The organism is Caldimonas brevitalea (assembly GCF_001017435.1).
Lineage (GTDB): Bacteria > Pseudomonadota > Gammaproteobacteria > Burkholderiales > Burkholderiaceae_C > Caldimonas > Caldimonas brevitalea.
Map to the genome: position 1 here is coordinate 4,627,942 of NZ_CP011371.1, position 16,647 is coordinate 4,644,588.

The 16,647-nt window shown below is 68.5% G+C and carries 17 protein-coding genes; 6 read left to right on the forward strand and 11 right to left on the reverse strand.

The genetic code is table 11. From position 1 onward, the window contains the following. Window positions 1–152 precede the first annotated feature (152 nt). Entirely contained in the window at window positions 153–1,307 is a 1,155-nt protein-coding gene (locus tag AAW51_RS19445) for a glycosyltransferase family 4 protein (RefSeq protein ID WP_047195928.1), read from the forward strand. Further along, a complete protein-coding gene (locus AAW51_RS19450; protein ID WP_083438720.1) occupies window positions 1,264–1,842 on the forward strand; it encodes a phosphatase PAP2 family protein in 579 nt (192 codons plus the stop codon). Before AAW51_RS19445 ends, AAW51_RS19450 begins: the two co-directional genes overlap by 44 nt. On the opposite strand, the gene AAW51_RS19455 is transcribed toward AAW51_RS19450, so the two are convergent. Beyond that, window positions 1,770–2,642 (reverse strand): DUF2334 domain-containing protein, encoded by an 873-nt coding sequence (locus tag AAW51_RS19455; protein WP_047195929.1) that lies wholly within the window; start codon window positions 2,640–2,642, stop codon window positions 1,770–1,772. The two genes, AAW51_RS19450 and AAW51_RS19455, sit on opposite strands and share 73 nt — an antisense overlap. Then, window positions 2,642–3,775, reverse strand: a complete 1,134-nt coding sequence (locus AAW51_RS19460; RefSeq protein ID WP_047195930.1) for a glycosyltransferase — start codon at window positions 3,773–3,775, stop codon at window positions 2,642–2,644. Before AAW51_RS19460 ends, AAW51_RS19455 begins: the two co-directional genes overlap by 1 nt. A gap of 378 nt (window positions 3,776–4,153) precedes the next feature. Between AAW51_RS19460 and AAW51_RS19465 the strand changes: the two genes are divergently transcribed. After that, window positions 4,154–4,408, forward strand: coding sequence for a DUF378 domain-containing protein (locus tag AAW51_RS19465; RefSeq protein WP_250161139.1), 255 nt, complete (start codon window positions 4,154–4,156; stop codon window positions 4,406–4,408). A 297-nt stretch (window positions 4,409–4,705) separates the two neighbouring features. Here the strand turns inward: AAW51_RS19465 and AAW51_RS30090 are convergent, their stop codons facing one another. Beyond that, the gene (locus AAW51_RS30090; protein ID WP_157359962.1) at window positions 4,706–4,957 is read right to left on the reverse strand and encodes a hypothetical protein; all 252 of its coding nucleotides are present in this window, start codon (window positions 4,955–4,957) and stop codon (window positions 4,706–4,708) included. On the opposite strand from AAW51_RS30090, the gene AAW51_RS30095 reads away from it, so the two are divergent. The 3 genes from AAW51_RS30095 to AAW51_RS19485 all read left to right on the forward strand — a co-directional run bounded on the left by AAW51_RS30095 (window position 4,956) and on the right by AAW51_RS19485 (window position 8,163). After that, window positions 4,956–5,552, forward strand: a complete 597-nt coding sequence (locus AAW51_RS30095; RefSeq protein ID WP_157359963.1) for a DUF4142 domain-containing protein — start codon at window positions 4,956–4,958, stop codon at window positions 5,550–5,552. The genes AAW51_RS30090 and AAW51_RS30095 overlap by 2 nt on opposite strands. A gap of 153 nt (window positions 5,553–5,705) precedes the next feature. Further along, window positions 5,706–6,752, forward strand: coding sequence for a DNA topoisomerase IB (locus AAW51_RS19480; protein WP_047195933.1), 1,047 nt, complete (start codon window positions 5,706–5,708; stop codon window positions 6,750–6,752). 142 nt (window positions 6,753–6,894) lie between these two features. Then, complete coding sequence (locus tag AAW51_RS19485; RefSeq protein WP_047195934.1) at window positions 6,895–8,163, forward strand: Glu/Leu/Phe/Val family dehydrogenase; 1,269 nt, start codon at window positions 6,895–6,897, stop codon at window positions 8,161–8,163. A 55-nt stretch (window positions 8,164–8,218) separates the two neighbouring features. Here AAW51_RS19485 and AAW51_RS19490 read toward each other — a convergent pair whose 3' ends face one another. From AAW51_RS19490 to AAW51_RS19525, 8 genes are read right to left on the reverse strand one after another with little or no spacing between them, the layout of a single operon-like run. Further along, window positions 8,219–9,181 carry a glycosyltransferase family 4 protein gene (locus AAW51_RS19490; protein WP_047195935.1) on the reverse strand — a complete coding sequence of 321 codons (963 nt, stop codon included), beginning with the start codon at window positions 9,179–9,181 and terminating at the stop codon, window positions 8,219–8,221. Next, complete coding sequence (locus AAW51_RS19495) at window positions 9,168–10,292, reverse strand: glycosyltransferase family 9 protein (RefSeq protein ID WP_047195936.1); 1,125 nt, start codon at window positions 10,290–10,292, stop codon at window positions 9,168–9,170. The genes AAW51_RS19490 and AAW51_RS19495 overlap by 14 nt, the downstream gene beginning before the upstream one ends. A gap of 8 nt (window positions 10,293–10,300) precedes the next feature. Beyond that, on the reverse strand, window positions 10,301–11,299 hold the full coding sequence (locus AAW51_RS19500; protein WP_047198056.1) for a radical SAM protein: 999 nt from the start codon (window positions 11,297–11,299) through the stop codon (window positions 10,301–10,303). Window positions 11,300–11,330: 31 nt separating this feature from the next. Further along, on the reverse strand, window positions 11,331–12,305 hold the full coding sequence (locus tag AAW51_RS19505) for a glycosyltransferase family 2 protein (RefSeq protein WP_047195937.1): 975 nt from the start codon (window positions 12,303–12,305) through the stop codon (window positions 11,331–11,333). Beyond that, window positions 12,302–14,053: a carbamoyltransferase family protein gene (locus AAW51_RS19510; RefSeq protein WP_047195938.1), complete on the reverse strand. Its 1,752-nt coding sequence runs from the start codon at window positions 14,051–14,053 to the stop codon at window positions 12,302–12,304. Before AAW51_RS19510 ends, AAW51_RS19505 begins: the two co-directional genes overlap by 4 nt. Then, window positions 14,050–15,225: a glycosyltransferase family 9 protein gene (locus AAW51_RS19515; protein ID WP_047195939.1), complete on the reverse strand. Its 1,176-nt coding sequence runs from the start codon at window positions 15,223–15,225 to the stop codon at window positions 14,050–14,052. Before AAW51_RS19515 ends, AAW51_RS19510 begins: the two co-directional genes overlap by 4 nt. Beyond that, window positions 15,200–15,850 (reverse strand): D-glycero-alpha-D-manno-heptose-1,7-bisphosphate 7-phosphatase, encoded by a 651-nt coding sequence (locus AAW51_RS19520; protein ID WP_047195940.1) that lies wholly within the window; start codon window positions 15,848–15,850, stop codon window positions 15,200–15,202. The genes AAW51_RS19515 and AAW51_RS19520 overlap by 26 nt, the downstream gene beginning before the upstream one ends. After that, window positions 15,841–16,599: an SDR family oxidoreductase gene (locus AAW51_RS19525; protein WP_238947639.1), complete on the reverse strand. Its 759-nt coding sequence runs from the start codon at window positions 16,597–16,599 to the stop codon at window positions 15,841–15,843. The genes AAW51_RS19520 and AAW51_RS19525 overlap by 10 nt, the downstream gene beginning before the upstream one ends. Window positions 16,600–16,647 lie beyond the last annotated feature (48 nt).

Genomic DNA, 16,647 nt, shown 5'->3' on the forward strand with positions numbered 1-16,647 from the left:
GCAAAGACCTCCGTTTCGTCAGTTTCGTCAGTACAGGGCTGCATTAAAACAGGTGTTACGCCTCACTTCCGCTCGCGCCGGCCCCACAGCCGGATACACGGCGGGAACACCGTTTGCTGTTCAGCTCGGGCACAAAACGCAAGGGGGTCAGAGTGCGCATCGCCTACATCACGGAGACCTATCCGCCTGAACTCAACGGTGTGTCGCTGACGGTGGAACGGACCGTCGAGCATTTGCGCGCACATCACGAGGTCGAGTTGGTACGCCCGCGCCAGCCGCACGAAGCGGCACGCAACGACGCAGAAGAATGGCGCACCTGGAGCCTGCCGCTGCCGATGTACCGCGACCTGCGCTTCGGCCTGGCGCTACAGCGCACCCTCCGAGAGCGCTGGCAGGCGCGAACGCCCGAGCTGGTTCATGTCGCCACGCCCGGCCCCCTGGGCTGGGCGAGCGTGCGCGCGGCCCGCTCGCTGGGTGTCGCCGTGACCAGCGACTTCCGCACGAATTTCCATCAATACAGTCACTATTACGGGCTGGGGTGGTGCGAACCCGTGGTGCGGGGTTATCTGAAACGCCTGCACAACGGATCACACCGGACCTTCGTCCCCACCCACGGCATGCGGCGCATGCTGGCCAAGCACGGTTTCGAACGGCTGGCGGTCGTGGGCCGCGGTGTCGACACCGAACACTTCTCGCCGATCCACCGCAGCAACAGCCTGCGCACCCAATGGGGTGCCAGCCGTCACACCCCGGTGGTGTTGTACGTCGGGCGCCTCGCCGCCGAAAAGAACGTGCCGCTGGCCTTGTGCGCCTTCGATGCCATCCGGGCCGCCCATCCGCAGGCCCAGATGGTGGTGGTCGGCGACGGCCCGATGCGCAAACGCTGGGAGAACGAATACCCGTCGGTGCGCTTCGTCGGCGCCCAGCGTGGCGAGGAGCTGGCACGCCATTACGCCTCCGCCGACATCTTCCTGTTCCCCAGCCTCAGCGATACCTTCGGCAACGTTGTGCTCGAAGCGATGGCCTCGGGTCTGACCGTGGTGGCCTACGACACGGGCGCCGCCGGGGAACACATCGACGATTGCGAAAGCGGCTTGCTGGTGCGCCCGGGCGACGAGGCAAGCTTCATCGCCGCCGCCTGTGCGCTGGCCGCGCAACAGGGCGAATTACGGCCGATGCGCGACGCCGCGCGTCGGGCGACCCTCGAGATGACCTGGCGTTCGATCCTCACCCGCTTCGAAACCCATCTGCTGGATGCAGCGCATGCAGTGGAAACAACGCACGCACGCACCGCTTGCCCGGCTTGAGTTCGGGCTGTTGAAACAACACCGGACCCTGTGGGCGCAACGCGACCTGCTGTGGACACGCCGTCTGCACCAGGCGTCGAACTACCGCGTCCTGGTGCTGCTGCTGGCCCTCGTCAGCCGGCTCGGCAACGGGGTGCTGTGGTATGCGAGCATGGGGGTGCTGCCCCTGGTCGCGGGCGCGCAAGGCTGGGCCTGCTCGCTGCGCATGATGCTGCTGGGCCTCGTGAACCTGACCATTTATTGGCTGCTCAAACGCTGGGCGGGCAGGCCACGGCCCTTCGTCGCCTGCCAGGACATCCGCGCCTGCACCCGCGCGCTCGACCAGTTCAGCTTCCCGTCGGGCCACACGCTGCATGCGGTGGCCTTCTCGACGGTGCTGCTTCAGTATTTCCCGGCCCTGGCCTTCGTGCTGCTGCCTTTCACGCTGCTGATCGCCCTGTCGCGCGTGGTGCTGGGCCTGCACTACCCGAGCGACGTGCTGGCCGGCGCGGCGATCGGGGCCTTGATGGCGGTCGGCGTGCTGATGTTGTTCTGAGCCAGCGGCAGCGACGCGTCGTCCTGCGGGTGCCAATAGGTCGCCGGCAGCGTGGCGGCGCAAGATGTCTCTTGCCACTGGCGCACGAACTCGGCCACGGTGTAGGCGCGGCGGTACTGCAGATGCCAGGCCAACAGGCGCTGCCAGGAGCGCCGCACCCAGAAGTGGTCGGCATCGTGCGGATGCAGCTCGAACCGCACCAACAGTTGCGAGTCCTGCCCGGCCTGATAGAGCGCGCTGTTCCAGCACACCGATGCCAGCCGGCGCCAACCGGCGCGCGTCGAGTAGCACACGCTGGGGCTGGTGATGGCCTGGCGGTGGGGCAGCGTGTAGATCTTCCGCAAGGTGCTGGTGTAGCTCAGCGGCACCACCGACAGCGCCTGCCAGGTGCCGGGGCTGAGCAGCCAGGCCGGTGCGACGAAGCCATACAGCGGCCAGCGGTTGGCCTGGAACCAGCGCACGCCGGCCACCAGGCGCTGGGTGGCGGCCTCGCAGCTCAAGGCTGCGAACTCGCCTTCACCGGCCGTGTACCACTGGCGGCGCAGCCGGTCGATCGGCCCGCTGGGCGTGCCGTCGTCCTGGTGGGTGTACCCGTGCAGCGCCAGTTCGTCGCCACATTCCTGGCGTTGGGTCAGCGTGGCCTCGAATTCAGGGTTGCGCGGCGAGCCGTGGTAACGCGGCACCGCCAGCAGTGTCAGCGGGACGGGCGCGACTTCGCCCACGGCGTCGATCACCCGCTGACAGGCGGCCCAGGTCGACGGGGCCACGTCATGCAGTACGACACAAAGACTCGGTTCCATCAAGCCTCCGTTGGGGATGAGAGCGACAAGCTAGGAGCCGCAGCCGCGCGCCGCATCAGCAGGCGGCGGTAGCGGGCCATCAGGGTGGGCATCACGCTCGACCAGTCGTAGAGCTCGGCCCGGGCCCGCGCGGCGCGAGACAGTTCTCGCCGGTCGCGGGCAAAACAGGTTTCGATCGCCTGTGCGAAGTCGTCCGGATGCGCGCGGTCGACACCGACCCCGACGCTGTCGTCGACCAATTCGGCCAGGCCCTCGGCGCGGCGCGCCACCAGCGGCAGACCACAGGCCATGGCCTCCAACGCCGCCAACCCGAAGGTCTCCTGATCGCCGGCGTGCACGAAGGCATCGGCGCTCGCCAGCACGCGGGCCAGCCGCAGGCTGTCGTGCTCGAAGCGCCGCACCACCACCCGGGCCCCGCTCGGCGGGGTCGGGCCTGCGCCCAGCGCGAGCAGCACATAAGGCGGCCCGAGCCGGGCGACGGCGCTGCACAGCAGATCGAGATGTTTCTCCGGCGCGAAACGACCGGCATAGACGAGCAGCCGTGCATTCGGGGGCAGCCCCAGCGAAGCCCGCCAGACGGCGTCGAAGCGCTTGGGATGGAACACCTGCGTGTCCACCCCCAACGCCTGCCGCTCGACACCGTCCAGGCCCATGTCCTGCAGATGCGCGCGCATCGCTTCGCTGGGGGCCAGCACCAGGTCGAACTGGCTGTAGAGGCGTTTCATATAGAGGCGTGCAGCGCGGGCGGCGAGCCGGCCGCCGACGCGCTGCGCCATCGCCTCGAGGTTGGAATGGCAGAAGGCGACGGTCGGCACCTCGAGACGGCGACCGGCGTCGAGCACCGACCAGGCCAGGCGATAGGGGTCGCCGGACTCGAACAGGTCGGGCGCCAGCCGGGTCAGCACCTGCGCGCACGCGCCGCGCTGCAACGGCATGCGGTAACCGTGCGAGAACGGCAACGGCACGGCCGGCACCCGGACCATACGCTCGCCGTCGTTGACCGGCGCGGCAATCGTGTGCCGCCAATCGGTGCAGCGCTGCAGCCAGGCGCGCTTGGCGTGCACGTAGCGACGCACGCCGCCGCTGGCAGCACTCCAGAACATGGTCACGTCGGCAAGGTGGGTGGAGGCCATGCGTCAGTCCTCGCTTACGCGGAGTTCAAAGCCCGGCGCCGCGTCAGGACGCAGGCACGTCGCGACGGCGCGGTTCACGCCGCCCTCGCCGGAACGAAACCAACCGCGGAACGCAACCAGATATGGCTTTCCGTAACCGAGCGCTGGCTTGGGCAGGGGATAAATTCCACGAAGCTCCCTCGTTTTGTTGGTGGGCAATGGCCTGCTTCAAGGCCGCATGGCGCTTCGGGAGAGGGCGGGGACCCGCCGCCTCCCGAGAGGCCGGCGGATGTCCTGTGGCAAACACCGTGCCTACGGCGCCTGGGCACGGCGCCTGCCGGTCGCCCTTGTCCGCCGTCGGCGGGCCCTCTTCCCCCTGGATACGAAAGGAGTCCGTCCATGAACCCGGTTTCTTCTCCTGGCGAGCGCGACGCCGTCCGCCCCGGCGGCGGTATGGCGCTACTGGCCACCATCGCTTTGGTGCTGCTGATCATCGGTGGCCTCAATTGGGCGCTGGTCGGGTTGCTCAACTTCGACCTGGTCGCCGCGATCTTCGGCCCGATGTCCGCGCTGTCGCGCGTCGTCTATGTCCTGGTCGGTGTGGCCGCGCTGTACGGCCTGGTGATGCTGCCACGGCTGATCCGACGTCCCTGAACCGTCGCCTGACGCTGGCGCTCACCTCCCGCCAGCGCCAGCGCGCGAGCGGCGCGGCGGCCACGTCGCAGCGCCGCTCGCCCATGGTGCCCGTCGGGGCGGTTACCCCCTGGTTCTTGTTGCAGTGCGGGATGCTTTTTGCACTGCACCTCGAAACCGAATCCCAAAAGTGCAGCAGGGTGTATTTTTTTCAGGAGACTTCATGCAACGATTGAAAACTCTTTGTTTCCTTTTGCTCGCGGGTTCGGTCACCCTGGGCGGCTGCAAGCCGCGTGAGAACGAGCCCTCGGAAAACGTTCAAGGCACGCCCGACAGCCGCCCGCAACCCGTTGCCACCCCCACCGGCCCCACCTCCACCGGCGCAGTGGGCAGCCCGTCCGACACCGGCACTTCGGGCGCGACCGGTACGGGGCCGACCGGCGGCAGTGCAGACAGTGCCACCGGGGTGGGCCAGGAAGCTGGGGGCACCGGTGTGCCGCCCTCTTCTTCGGCCGCCGGTGCCAGCGGCAGCGGCCCCTCGAACACCCAGAGCGGGGCCGGCAGCAGCATGGACAACAGCAGCGTGGCCGCGACCGGCAGTGGTGCGGTCAACGTCGAGTCGCCGCGCAGCACACCTGAAACGAGCAACCGTCTGGCAGGCGGTGTCGTGAGCGCCAGCGCGCAGCCGCCGGCCGCCGCCGCCAGCCGCGTCAATGCCAGCCCACTCGCGCTGGTCGACCAAAACTTCCTGACCAGCGCTGCCGCGGCGGGCCTGTTCGAGATGGCCGCCTCACGCGCTGCGGCCGACCGCGCCACACATGCCGACGTCAAGGCCTACGCCGCGATGCTGGTGAAGGACCACAGCGCCGCGCACGAAGACCTGCGCACGTTGGCGGCGCGCAAGAGCGTCAACCTGCCGACCGAAGTGCCCGCCGGACAGGTGCCCACGCTCGAAAAGCTGACCAACGCACGGGGCACCGACTTCGATCGCGCCTTCGTGCAGACCATCGGTGTCAGCGCTCACAAGACCGACATCTCGCTGTTCGAGAAGGCCGCCAATACCGCGCAAGATCCCGAGGTGCGTGCCTGGGCGGCCAAGATCCTGCCCAAGCTGCGCGAGCACCTCGCGGCGGCCCAAAAGCTGCCCGGCGCCTCCGGCGCCTGAACCGGAGACGGCATGCCCGCAACCACCCGCAGTCCCCGCACGGCCGCCCCAGGCGGCCGTGTCCCGGTGCCCTCCCCGGCCAGCCGCCCCGCCCCCACCGCACGTCGGCGTGCACGTGCGGTCCAGGCCGTAGGCGCTGCGCTCGCTCAGGCCTTGCAGCCACCCCCAGTCAAGCTCAAGTACGTGGCCGACACGATGCCGGGTTTCACACGCGTGAAGCGCGGCGCGGGCTTCGCCTATCTCGATACGAACGGCCAGCCGGTGCGCGACAAGGCACAGCTGCAGCGCATCCGGCAACTCGCGATACCACCGGCCTACACGGACGTCTGGATCTGCCCGTTGGAGGACGGCCATATCCAGGCGACCGGCCGAGATGCGCGCGGGCGCAAGCAGTACCGCTATCACGCCGAATGGCATGCCCAGCGTGACGCGGACAAGTTCGACCGCATGCTGGCCTTCGGCGCCGCGCTGCCCCGGCTGCGCGCGCGCGTGAAGCGCGACACCGAACGCCGCGGCCTGCCGCGCGAAAAGGTGCTCGCGACCATCGTGCACCTGCTCGACACAACCTTCATCCGCGTCGGCAACGACGAATACGCGCGCACCAACGGCTCCTACGGCCTGACCACCTTGCGCGACCGCCACGCCGACATCCAGGGCGATACGGTGCGGCTGCGCTTCAAGGGCAAGAGCGGCGTCCTGCATGAAGTGAACGTCAGCGACAAGCGCATCGCGCGCATCATGCGCAGCTGCCAGGACCTGCCGGGCCAGGAGTTGTTCCAGTACGTCGACGAGGACGGCGAGATCCGCACCGTCGGGTCGAGCGACGTCAACGACTACCTGCGCGAGAACACCGGTGAGGACTTCACCGCCAAGGACTTCCGCACCTGGCACGCCTCGGTGCAGGCAATCGAGTGGCTGATGCCCATCGTGGCCGAGAACAAGCGTGAGGCGAAGCGCCACATCAAGGAAGCCTTGACCGCGGTGTCCTCGCGGCTGGGCAACACGGTGGCGGTGTGCCGCAAGTCCTATGTCCACCCGAAGGTGCTGGAGTGCTTCACCGAAGGCACGCTGGCCCAGCACTGCGAGCCTTGCCGTCGTTTGCGGGTACCCACACGCTTGCTCGCCTCGGAACAGCGTCTGATGGTGTTCCTGCAGCTGTCGGCCAAGGCCGCCAAGGCGAGCGCGCGCAAGGCGAAATAACCCGAAGCGGTATGCGGCGAGGTCATGCACAACTTGCATAACCCCGTCGTCCCAATCGACTGCGCCAAGCCTACAGTTCTGGTTACGCGTTCGGGCCACAAGCCCGGGCCACCAGAAATGCTTTTCATCGAAAGGATACGGCGTGAGTCTGTCTTACGTGAACCCCTCGGTCGACAGCCCGTGGGGCACTTACTTGTCGCAAGTCGACCGTGTGATTCCCTATCTCGGTCCCCTGGCCCGCTGGGCCGAAACCTTGAAGCGCCCGAAGCGGGCGTTGATCGTCGACATCCCGATCGAGATGGACGACGGCAGCGTGCGGCACTTTGACGGCTTCCGGGTTCAGCACAACCTGTCGCGCGGGCCCGGCAAGGGCGGCGTGCGCTACCACCCCGACGTCACGCTCGAAGAGGTGATGGCCCTGGCGGCCTGGATGACGGTGAAGAACGCCGCGGTGAACCTGCCCTACGGCGGCGCCAAAGGCGGCATCCGGGTCGATCCGAAGCAGCTGTCGCAGAAGGAACTCGAGAAGCTGACGCGCCGCTACACCAGCGAGATCGGTTTGATCATCGGCCCACAGCAGGACATCCCGGCACCGGACGTGAACACCAACGCGCAGATCATGGCGTGGATGATGGACACCTATTCGATGAACGTCGGTGCCACGGCCACCGGCGTCGTCACCGGCAAGCCGATCCACCTCGGCGGCTCGCTGGGCCGCGTCAAGGCCACCGGGCGAGGTGTGTTCGTGACGGGCCGTGAAGCCGCCCGCCGCATAGGCCTGAACCTCGACGGCGTGCGCGTCGCGGTGCAAGGTTTCGGCAACGTCGGCAGCGCTGCCGCCGAGTTGTTCGTCGGCGCCGGCGCCAAGCTGGTCGCGGTGCAGGACCACACCGGCAGCATCGCCAACCCGAACGGCATCGACATGGCCGGCTTGATGGAAACGCTGCGCTCGGAAGGCGGCGTCGGCGGCTTCCGCAATGCCGAGCACCTCGACGACGAATCGTTCTGGGACGTCGATTGCGACATCCTGATCCCCGCCGCACTCGAAGGCCAACTGACCGCCGACCGTGCACGCCGCACCAAGGCCAAACTCGTGCTCGAGGGTGCCAACGGCCCGACGCTGTCGAGTGCCGACGACATCCTCCACGACCGCGGCGTGTTGGTGGTGCCGGACGTGATCTGCAATGCCGGCGGTGTGACCGTCAGCTACTTTGAATGGGTGCAGGACTTCTCGAGCTTCTTCTGGAGCGAGGACGAGATCAACGTGCGCCTCGACAAGATCATGGTCGACGCGTTGAAGAAGATCTGGGACACGTCGGAGCGGCACCAGATTTCGCTGCGCACCGCCACCTTTGCAGTGGCCTGCGAGCGCATCCTGATGGCACGCCAGGAGCGCGGGCTCTACCCCTGAGCCCCTGGCGGAGACCGTGGCGAGCGGGCCAGCCCGGCCGGCCCGTTCGCTCTTCTCAGCCGGCCACCTCGTCGAGCACGTCCAGCCAGTCGCTGACAAAACGCTCGATGCCGAAGCGCTGCAGGGCATAACGGCGGCCCGCCTCGCCCAGTTCGCGGGCTTCGAGCGGGTCGGCCAAGAGCCGCTGCATCGCCTCGATCAAACGCTCCGGCCGGGTGTCGATGTAGCCGTTCTCGCCATTGCGGATGACGGTCACCAGTTCGGTCGTCGCCAGGCCGACCACCGGCACGCCGACCATCATGGCCTCGATGATCGACAAGCCCAGGCTGGTGTAGCGGATCGGGTTGAAGAAGAAGCGGTACTGCGCCATCACCTCGGCGAGGCGGTGGTTCTCGACCTCGCCGATCCCGCCCGCGTCCTGCAATTCCAGCGCGCCCATCCCGACCAGGCTGAGCGGCACAGCCTGGCGCACTTGGCGGTAGACGTCGAGACCCAGCCGCCGCCCCCGGCGCTGCAGGTTGTTGACGACCACGATGCCCTCTGCCTTCTCGCCGGTGTAGCGCGCCGGCGCCATCAGTTTGACGCCGTGCTCGACCACCCGTGTCGGCGTGTCACCGCTGTCCCACATCAAGGCATTGAACGGTGTGCAATGCACCAGCATCACGTCTCGGTCCTGCACCCAGTGCCGGGTGTTGGTGGGATGCTCTTGGGGCGGATCGTGTTCGAGGTAGATGCGCGGCAGGCGCTGCTGAGCCGGGCTGAGCAGCCGGTACTGCTCCTCGACATAGGCGTCCTTCGACTGGAACATGATGACGTCGAACGACATATCGCGGATTTGTTCGACCGGTGCCTCGTGCACGTTGTCGCCCCACGGCAGCGTGCCGCTGCGCCCGCTGTGGTGGGTCGAGCGCTCGGCGTCTGTGACCAGGTAGAAGTCGTGCGGCACCTGCGTCAGGTAGTACAGATAGTTGCCATGCACGTGCCAGGTGAGGATCTTGAGCCGCTTACTGCGGGACATGTTCGATTTCTCCTGTGAGGCAAAGTTGGGCCGCGTCGATCACGGCTTCGGTGGATATCGCGAGGGCACACTCGTGGCCACTCGGGCACAGTTCATGGCTGCAGGGTCGGCACGGCAGGTCGCACCACAACACGCGGTGCAGCCCGCGGTCGAGCGGCCCCCAGCGCGCCACGTCACCACCGGAGCTGATCACCACGCTCGGCCGATGCAGGGCGGCCGCGATATGCGACACGCCGGTGTCGTTGCTGACCACCAGCCGCGCACCTTCGATCAGCGCGCCCAGCTCCCACAAGGTGGTGCGCCCGACCAGGTCGACGGCCCGATGGCGCATCGCCGCTTGCAACTCGCGCGCCAGCCCGGCTTCGGCCGGCGTGCCGGTCAGCACGACCGGACAGCCCTGTTGCGCGAGATGGTCGGCCACCGCCGCAAAACGAGCCACCGGCCAGCGGCGCGAGCGCAGCTGCGCGCCAGCATGGAGGCAGACATACTCGCCCGCACAGCGGCGCGACGCCGGCCAGACCCGCTCGAGCGCACAGCGGTCGGCCTCCTGCACCGGGAACTCCAGCCCGCGCCCCTGACGCGCCACCCCCAGGCGGTCGACCACCCGCAACAAGCGGTCGATCTCGTGACCGCTGTCGGGCCATGGCACGTACAGGTCTGCATCCGGGCAGTAAGCACCGGGCACGTAAAAGCCGCCAGCGCGCCGGGCCCCGAAACACGCGACCAGCGGGTTGGCAATGCCACCGCTGCCGTGCAGCTGCAGCACCAGGTCGAAGCGCCGCGATTGCACCTGGCTCAAGAAGCCGGGCCAGGCGGCAAGATCGGCCGGCTGCTCGGGCCACGCCGGATGGCCGGGAAAGGCGATGAAGTCGTCGAGTTGCGGCAGCCGTTCGACCAGCGTCCGGGCCCACGGCAGCCCGATCAGCGTGATGCTGGCCTGGGGGAAGCCGAGCTTGAGTGCGCGCAGCGCCGGCACAGCACACAGCAGGTCGCCCAGCATCAGGGCGCGGAACACGCCGATGCGGCGCACCGAATGAGCATCGAGCGGGGCACGGGCCGTGGCGGCTGCCGCTGCGGGATCGCCGACGGCGGCGGCGCGGGCCCTGTCCATCGCCGGCCTCAGAAGGCGCCGCGGTAGAGCGCGCAGTGCTGACAGACCTGCGCTGGCGTGCCGCTGGCGAGTTGCTCGCGGAACTGCTGCGCTGCCTCGCCCTGCCACGCGACGGCGACACCGTCTTGCAGCACGTTGCCGAAGTTGGCGCGGTCGGGCGTGCCCACCATGCAGCAGGGCAGCATGTCGCCGCGCGCCGTGACGTAGAGTTGGTCCCACGGCCAGGTGCACGGGCGCGCGTCGGGGTTGGGCGTCAGTCGCGGCAGGTGCAGCCTGACCCCGAGCGCGGCTGCCAGCCGCGACGCGTGGGCGAACAGCTGCATCGCACGCGGCAGGTCCTGCTCGGTCAGCTGCGCCTGCTGCACATAGTCGCGGATCGGGATGTAGCGCCCCGGCAGCGAAGGCTGATCGAGATCGCTCGACAGGCGTTGCACCAGCACCTCCCCGATGCCGCAGCGCTGGGCCAGGCGCAACACCGCCGCCAACTCGTCGAGGTTGCTGCGCATCAGCACCATCACCAGCCGCAAGTGCAGATGCACCGCCCGCGCCTCTTCGCGCGCCTGCACCAGGCGCTGCAAGTTGCGCACGACTTTCTCGAACGAGGCCTTGAGGCGGATCGCCTCGTACACCTCGCGGTGCGCAGCGTCGATCGACACCGACAGCGAATGCAGGCCGCTGCTGGCGACACGGCGGGCCCGCTCCGGGGTCAGCAGTGTCAAGTTGGTGTTGGCCGACACGCGGATGCCGCGCGAGACGGCCAGCTCGACCATCTCGAAGAACTGCGGATTGAGCATCGGCTCGCCCAGTCCCTGCAGATGCAACTCCTCCAGCTGCGGCAACTGGTCGAGCAAGCGCTCGAACTGCTCGAGCGTCAACATCCCGCCCTCGTCGGCCCGGTGGTTCACCGTGCACATGCGACACGCCAGGTTGCAGCTCCCCGTCGGTTCGATCTGCGCAAAACGCGGCAGCGGCGGCAAGCGGTCGATGGCTCGGGCGGAGGGGGTCATCAGCGAGACGCTCATCCGGGCAATCCCCTCATCACATGAACGGCACGCGGAAGCGCACGGCTCCGGCCAGCCGCCAGAACACCGACAGGAAGGGAATCGCGACCGAGGTCACGACCATCTCGGCCACATGGCGCGGCTCGTGCGAGGTGTCGCGCAGACGCTGCCATGCGAAGTTGCCGATCAGCCCGAGCGCCACCAGCGCCAGCAGCGTCGCCAGCCCGGGAGAGCCGCCCAGCCCTGTGATCAAGGCACCGAGCGCGCACACGACGATGAGGTAGTAGCGCACCGGCGGCAGGCGACGGATCAGCTCCCGGTAGTGGCGCGGGTGCTTCTTGTAGAGCAGCGCGTCGAAGAACATGTTGGCCTGCTGGCCCAGGCTGACGCCCCACGGCGCCGGCCTGACCGGGTGCACCACCATGGCGGCCGGCACGGGGTCGACGGTGCCGAAGCGCTGCAGCAGCGAGAAGTACAGGTCGGCGTCCTCGCGCCAGGCACGCTTGAAGCGTTCGTCGAACCCGCCGATCGCGTCCAGCGCATCGCGACGCACGAAACAGTTGGCGGTGACGAACTCGGCCTCTTCGAGGCCGCGGGTGTTCTTCTCGTGGTCGGTCGGCACGTCGGGCGTCGGCACCACCACCCGGCCCCACACGGCGACACGGTCCATCGACATCGCCAGCACGCCGTAGCGCAGCCAGTCGCGATCGGGAATGGTGTCGTCGTCGGTGAAGGCGATGATGGGCGCGGCGGCGGCGCGCCAGCCGCGGTTGCGTGCCGCAGCGGGGCCCCGCGTGCCGTCGGGCCGCAGGTAGCGCACCTCCGGGGAGCCGCGGGTCTGCTCGGCCACTTGCGCGACCACCGCCTCGGTCTCGTCGCACTGGCCATCGTCGACCACGACGATCTCGTAGGCGGACGGTTCAAATCGCTGGTCGACCAGGGCGTCGAGACAGCGCAGCAGCAGTTGCGGCCGTTTGTAGGTCGGAACGACCACCGACACGCGCAGCGTCATGCATTTTTCTCCAACAGGAAAGATCCGATCACCAAGGCATCCAGTGGAGTGCTGTAGAACGCGTTGATCGCGTCGCGCGGCGTGTTGACCACCGGCTCGCCTCGGACATTGAATGAAGTGTTGACGAGCACCGGCACGCCGGTCAAGGCTTTAAAGGCCTTCAGCAAGTCGTAGTAGCGCGGGTTGCTGTCGCGGCGCACGGTCTGCACGCGGGCGGTGTGGTCGGCATGGCAGACCGCCGGGATCCGGCTCGCTTGCTCAGGTAGCACGTCGTAGATGAACAGCATGAAGGGCGCGCTGCCGCCATTGGCGGCCGCCGGCGTGAACCAGGCGGCCAGCTCGTCTTCGGGGACCACCGGAGCGACCGGTCGGAAGTCCTCGCGATCCTTCAGCTCGTTCAGGCGCGCCTGCATCTCGGGCCGGATCGGTGATGCCAGGATGGAACGGGCGCCAAGCGCGCGCGGGCCGAACTCCATGCGGCCCTGGAACCACCCGATGATGCGGTTGTCCTGCAACAGCCGCGCCGTTTCGCCCGCCACGTCGGTCAAGCGGCGGTACGGCAGCTTGGCCCAGGTCAGCAGCTGTTCGATCTCGGCATCGTCGTAGCCCGGGCCCCAGTAGGCGTGCTCCATCCGCCAGCGGCGCAGCGCCGGCGCGCCGCCCGCGCTGCGGGTGCGCTCCTGCCAGTCGGTCCACAGGGCCGCGCCGAGCGCAGTACCGGCGTCGCCCGCAGCGGGTTGCACCCACACCTGGTCAAAGACGCCGGCGTCACGCAGCTTCGCGTTCATGACGCAATTCAAGGCGACGCCGCCCGCCATCGCAAGGTGCCGTTCGCCGCTGGCCTCGCGCAGCCACCGTGCGAGCTGCTGCACGGTTTCTTCCAGCACGGCCTGCAGTGAAGCGGTCAGGTCGAAATGATGCTGCGTCAGTGGCGCACCCCGCACACGTGCCGGCCCGAACAGGGCCGCCGGGTCGAAGCGGGCGATCTCGTAGCGGCCGTGCTCGCGCACCCGCACTAGGTCGCGGAAGGTGTCGAGGTAGCGCGGCTGGCCGAGGGCCGCCAGCGCCATCACCTTGTACTCGTCACTCGAATGCAGGAAGCCGAGGTGGCTGGTGATGCGCTCGTACAGCATGCCCAGCGAGTGCGGCATGGTGACCTCACCGAGCGGCTCGTAACGCCCGTCGGCATAGCGGCCGTAGCTCGTCGTGGTGTCCTCACCGCGGCCGTCCAACGTCGTCACGGCGCAGCGGTCGAACGGGGCGGCGAGGAACGCGCTGGCCTGGTGCGACAGGTGGTGGTCGACGAAGTGCCAGCGGTAGGGGCCGTCGTGGCGCACGCCTGCGAAGCGCGCCTTCAGATGATGCGGCGCGCCCGATGCCAGTTGGCGAGGCGCGTTGACGATGTAGCTCGCGAACAGCGGGTCCCAGACGCTTTCCCAGTCGCCCGCGGCGCCGGCCGACGGCTGCATCGGCAGCGTGACGGTGTCGCCCTCGATGCGGCCACGGATGAACCGCGCCGGGTCGTAGCTGTAGGCGACATGGTCGACCTGTGCGAGCGTCAGGCCGGCCTGGGCCAGGCAGTAGTCGATCGCATGGTAGGGCAGCTCCCAGGTCGAGAACGGCACCGGGCGTTTGCCGTGCTTGATGCGTGTGAAGCGCTCTTCTTCGGCCGCCGCTATCAGCTCGCCGTCGACCACCAGGGCCGCGGCACTGTCGTGGAAGGCTGCGTTGATACCGAGTGTGATCATGCGTAGGCAACCGAGGGGGTGGCGGGAGGGGGCAGGTTGCAGCCAGCACCGGTCGTCGCGTCGCGCGCGTCCTGTTCGGCCAAAAGCTCGAAGGCAGCGGCCGCGACATCTTGGGGCTCGACCTTGCGCAGGCAGTCGTGGTGCCCCTGCGGGCACACGCTCTTCAAGCAGTTGCGGCAGGGCACGTCGTGATTCAGCACCCGTGCCGCGACCCGCCACGGGGTGTGCTGCGGATTGGTGAGGGCGTAGAGATCGACCACTGGCGTGCCGAGCGCTGCGGCAATGTGCACCGGGCCGCTGTTGTTCGACATCAGCAGCCGGGCCCGTTGCAGCAGCGCCGCGAACTCGCCGAGCGTGAGTTGTCCCGCCAGCGACAGCGAAGGCCGCTGCATCTGGCTTTGCGCCGTCAGGATCAAGGCTTCCTCGTCGGCGCCGCCACTGAACACGATGCGGCAGTCGCCCCCGCTCGCCACCAGTTCGGCAGCCTGACCGAACTGCGGCGCCGGGTAGCGGCGCGAGGCCGCCGTGGCCCCCGGGTGCACCACCACCAGCCGCTCGTGCGGCGACACGCCCAGCCGCTCCAGCTTCACCGCGAGGCCGGCCGTATCTTCGGGCCGGCACTGGAAGCGCATGCGGTCGTCCGCCGTGTACAAGCCCACCGATGCCACCAGGGCCAACTGCCGCTCCACCTCGTGCCGGATGCCTTGCAGCGGATCGGGGTCGGCGACCCAATCGCTCAGCAGGTCGTACGGGTTCTCGCGACAGTGCGCCAGGCGCAGCGGGATACCGGCGAGCCGGCACATCATCGCGGCCGGCAACGCTGTTTGCGTGTAGACCGTGAAGATGACCGCCGCGTCGTAACACCCCTCGCGCAGGCGCTCGATCATCGCCAGATCGGCTTCCGGCGATCGCGGCGCGCCGCCGCCCTTCACCCACGGCGCGTCATAGACGATGGCATCGTCGACATCGGCCAGATGAGGCACCGCCGCGGCGCCGCTTTTCGAGCACAGCAGCGTGAGATGCGCGCCGGGCAGGCTTTGCTTGATGGCGGCGAGCGCCGGCGTGGTCATCAGCACGTCGCCGAGGTTGTCCAGCCGCACGGCCAGGACACGCCGCGCCCCCCGCCACCGCCGGCGTGCCACGAGGTCAGTGCCGGGGTTGTTGCGGTTCATGCGCAAGCGTGTCGCGAGGCAAAAAGGTCGGATGGCTGAGGCGCTCGGCCTTGACGATGGCTTGTGCGGCCTCGAGCAGGTTGGTCGCCCGGTGATGGGGCACGCGGTGCTCGCCGCTGCGCCAGACGGTCTCGTTGCCGACGTCCAGCATCACGGTCTTGCAGCCGGCACGCCGCCCGGCTTCGATGTCGTCGAGGATGTCGCCGACCATCCAGGATCGGTCGAGGTCCAGGCGCAACTCGCGCGCCGCGTCGAGCAGCAAGCCCGGGGCGGGTTTGCGGCACGCACACGGCGGGCGCGAGGCCGACAGCCCGGGTGCGTGGGTGCACGCGTAGAAGCCGTCGAGCGTCACCCCGTGGCCGGCAAGGCGCTCGGTCAACGCGACCTGCAATCGCGTCAGCGCCGCCTCGTCGAACAGCCCGAGCCCGACACCCGGCTGGTTGGTGATCATCACCAGCCGGAAGCCCTCTTCGGCCAACAACTGCAGGCCGTCGATCGCGTACGGCGTGAAGCGCACCAACGCGGGGTCGACGTTGTAGGGCACGTTCTCGACGACCGTGCCGTCCTTGTCGAGGAATACGGCTTTCGCGAGCCCACCCGGGGCCGCGTCCTGCATCAGGGCCATGACGTCTCCAGCACGGGCAGCACCATCAGTTCGGGGATCACCGACTCGCGCGGCATCTGCAGCAGCATGCGAACCGCTTCGGCGACGTTGGCCGGGTCTTGCAGCTTGGTCTGGTCGATGCCTTCGAAACGGTCGAGCAAGAACGGCGTGCGCATGCCGCCGGCGATCAGCGTCGAGACGCGCACGCCCTGGGGCCGCAGCTCGGCGTGCAGCGCATGCGACAGACCGACCAGGCCCCACTTGCTGGCATGGTAGGCGCTGGCGTTGGGCCAGGCGCGCTTGGCAGCGGTCGACGCCACGTTGACCACCTGGCCGCCCCGCCCGCCATCACCCTGGCGCAGCGCATCGACGGCGGCCTTGCACATCACGAAGGGGCCGCGCAAGTTGGTGGCGATCACGCGGTCCCACTCGTCGAACGACAGTTCGTCGATCGACTTGGTGACGTCGGTGCCGGCGTTGTTGATCAGGATGTCGAGCGAGCCGAAGTGGCCCACGGTGCGCACCACGGCTTCACCGGCGGCCTTGGCATCGGCCACGTCGAGGGCGAGCGGCAGCACGTGGCGCCCGGCAGCGTCCAGCTCACCGGCGATCTTGTCGGCGGCGGCCTGGTTGATGTCAGCCACGACGACGCGCGCGCCGGCAGCGGAGAGTGCCCGGGCGATGGCCGCGCCGAGACCACTGCCCGCGCCCGTCACCAGGGCAGTTTGGTTCTCCAGCGAGGTCATCTGGGGAGCTGAGGTCGATGTCATCTTTCGTTTTCTCCTAGCGGCGGGTGATGGAAGAAGGGGTTAGACGGG

Coding starts and splice junctions, on each gene's coding strand:
- AAW51_RS19450 (WP_083438720.1), top strand. CDS start 1,264: ATGCAGTGGAAACAACGCACGCACGCACCGCTTGCCCGGCTTGAGTTC.
- AAW51_RS19455 (WP_047195929.1), bottom strand. CDS start 2,642: ATGGAACCGAGTCTTTGTGTCGTACTGCATGACGTGGCCCCGTCGACC.
- AAW51_RS19460 (WP_047195930.1), bottom strand. CDS start 3,775: ATGGCCTCCACCCACCTTGCCGACGTGACCATGTTCTGGAGTGCTGCC.
- AAW51_RS19465 (WP_250161139.1), top strand. CDS start 4,154: ATGAACCCGGTTTCTTCTCCTGGCGAGCGCGACGCCGTCCGCCCCGGC.
- AAW51_RS30095 (WP_157359963.1), top strand. CDS start 4,956: ATGGACAACAGCAGCGTGGCCGCGACCGGCAGTGGTGCGGTCAACGTC.
- AAW51_RS30090 (WP_157359962.1), bottom strand. CDS start 4,957: ATGCTGCTGCCGGCCCCGCTCTGGGTGTTCGAGGGGCCGCTGCCGCTG.
- AAW51_RS19490 (WP_047195935.1), bottom strand. CDS start 9,181: ATGTCCCGCAGTAAGCGGCTCAAGATCCTCACCTGGCACGTGCATGGC.
- AAW51_RS19495 (WP_047195936.1), bottom strand. CDS start 10,292: ATGGACAGGGCCCGCGCCGCCGCCGTCGGCGATCCCGCAGCGGCAGCC.
- AAW51_RS19500 (WP_047198056.1), bottom strand. CDS start 11,299: ATGACCCCCTCCGCCCGAGCCATCGACCGCTTGCCGCCGCTGCCGCGT.
- AAW51_RS19505 (WP_047195937.1), bottom strand. CDS start 12,305: ATGACGCTGCGCGTGTCGGTGGTCGTTCCGACCTACAAACGGCCGCAA.
- AAW51_RS19510 (WP_047195938.1), bottom strand. CDS start 14,053: ATGATCACACTCGGTATCAACGCAGCCTTCCACGACAGTGCCGCGGCC.
- AAW51_RS19515 (WP_047195939.1), bottom strand. CDS start 15,225: ATGAACCGCAACAACCCCGGCACTGACCTCGTGGCACGCCGGCGGTGG.
- AAW51_RS19520 (WP_047195940.1), bottom strand. CDS start 15,850: ATGGCCCTGATGCAGGACGCGGCCCCGGGTGGGCTCGCGAAAGCCGTA.
- AAW51_RS19525 (WP_238947639.1), bottom strand. CDS start 16,599: ATGACATCGACCTCAGCTCCCCAGATGACCTCGCTGGAGAACCAAACT.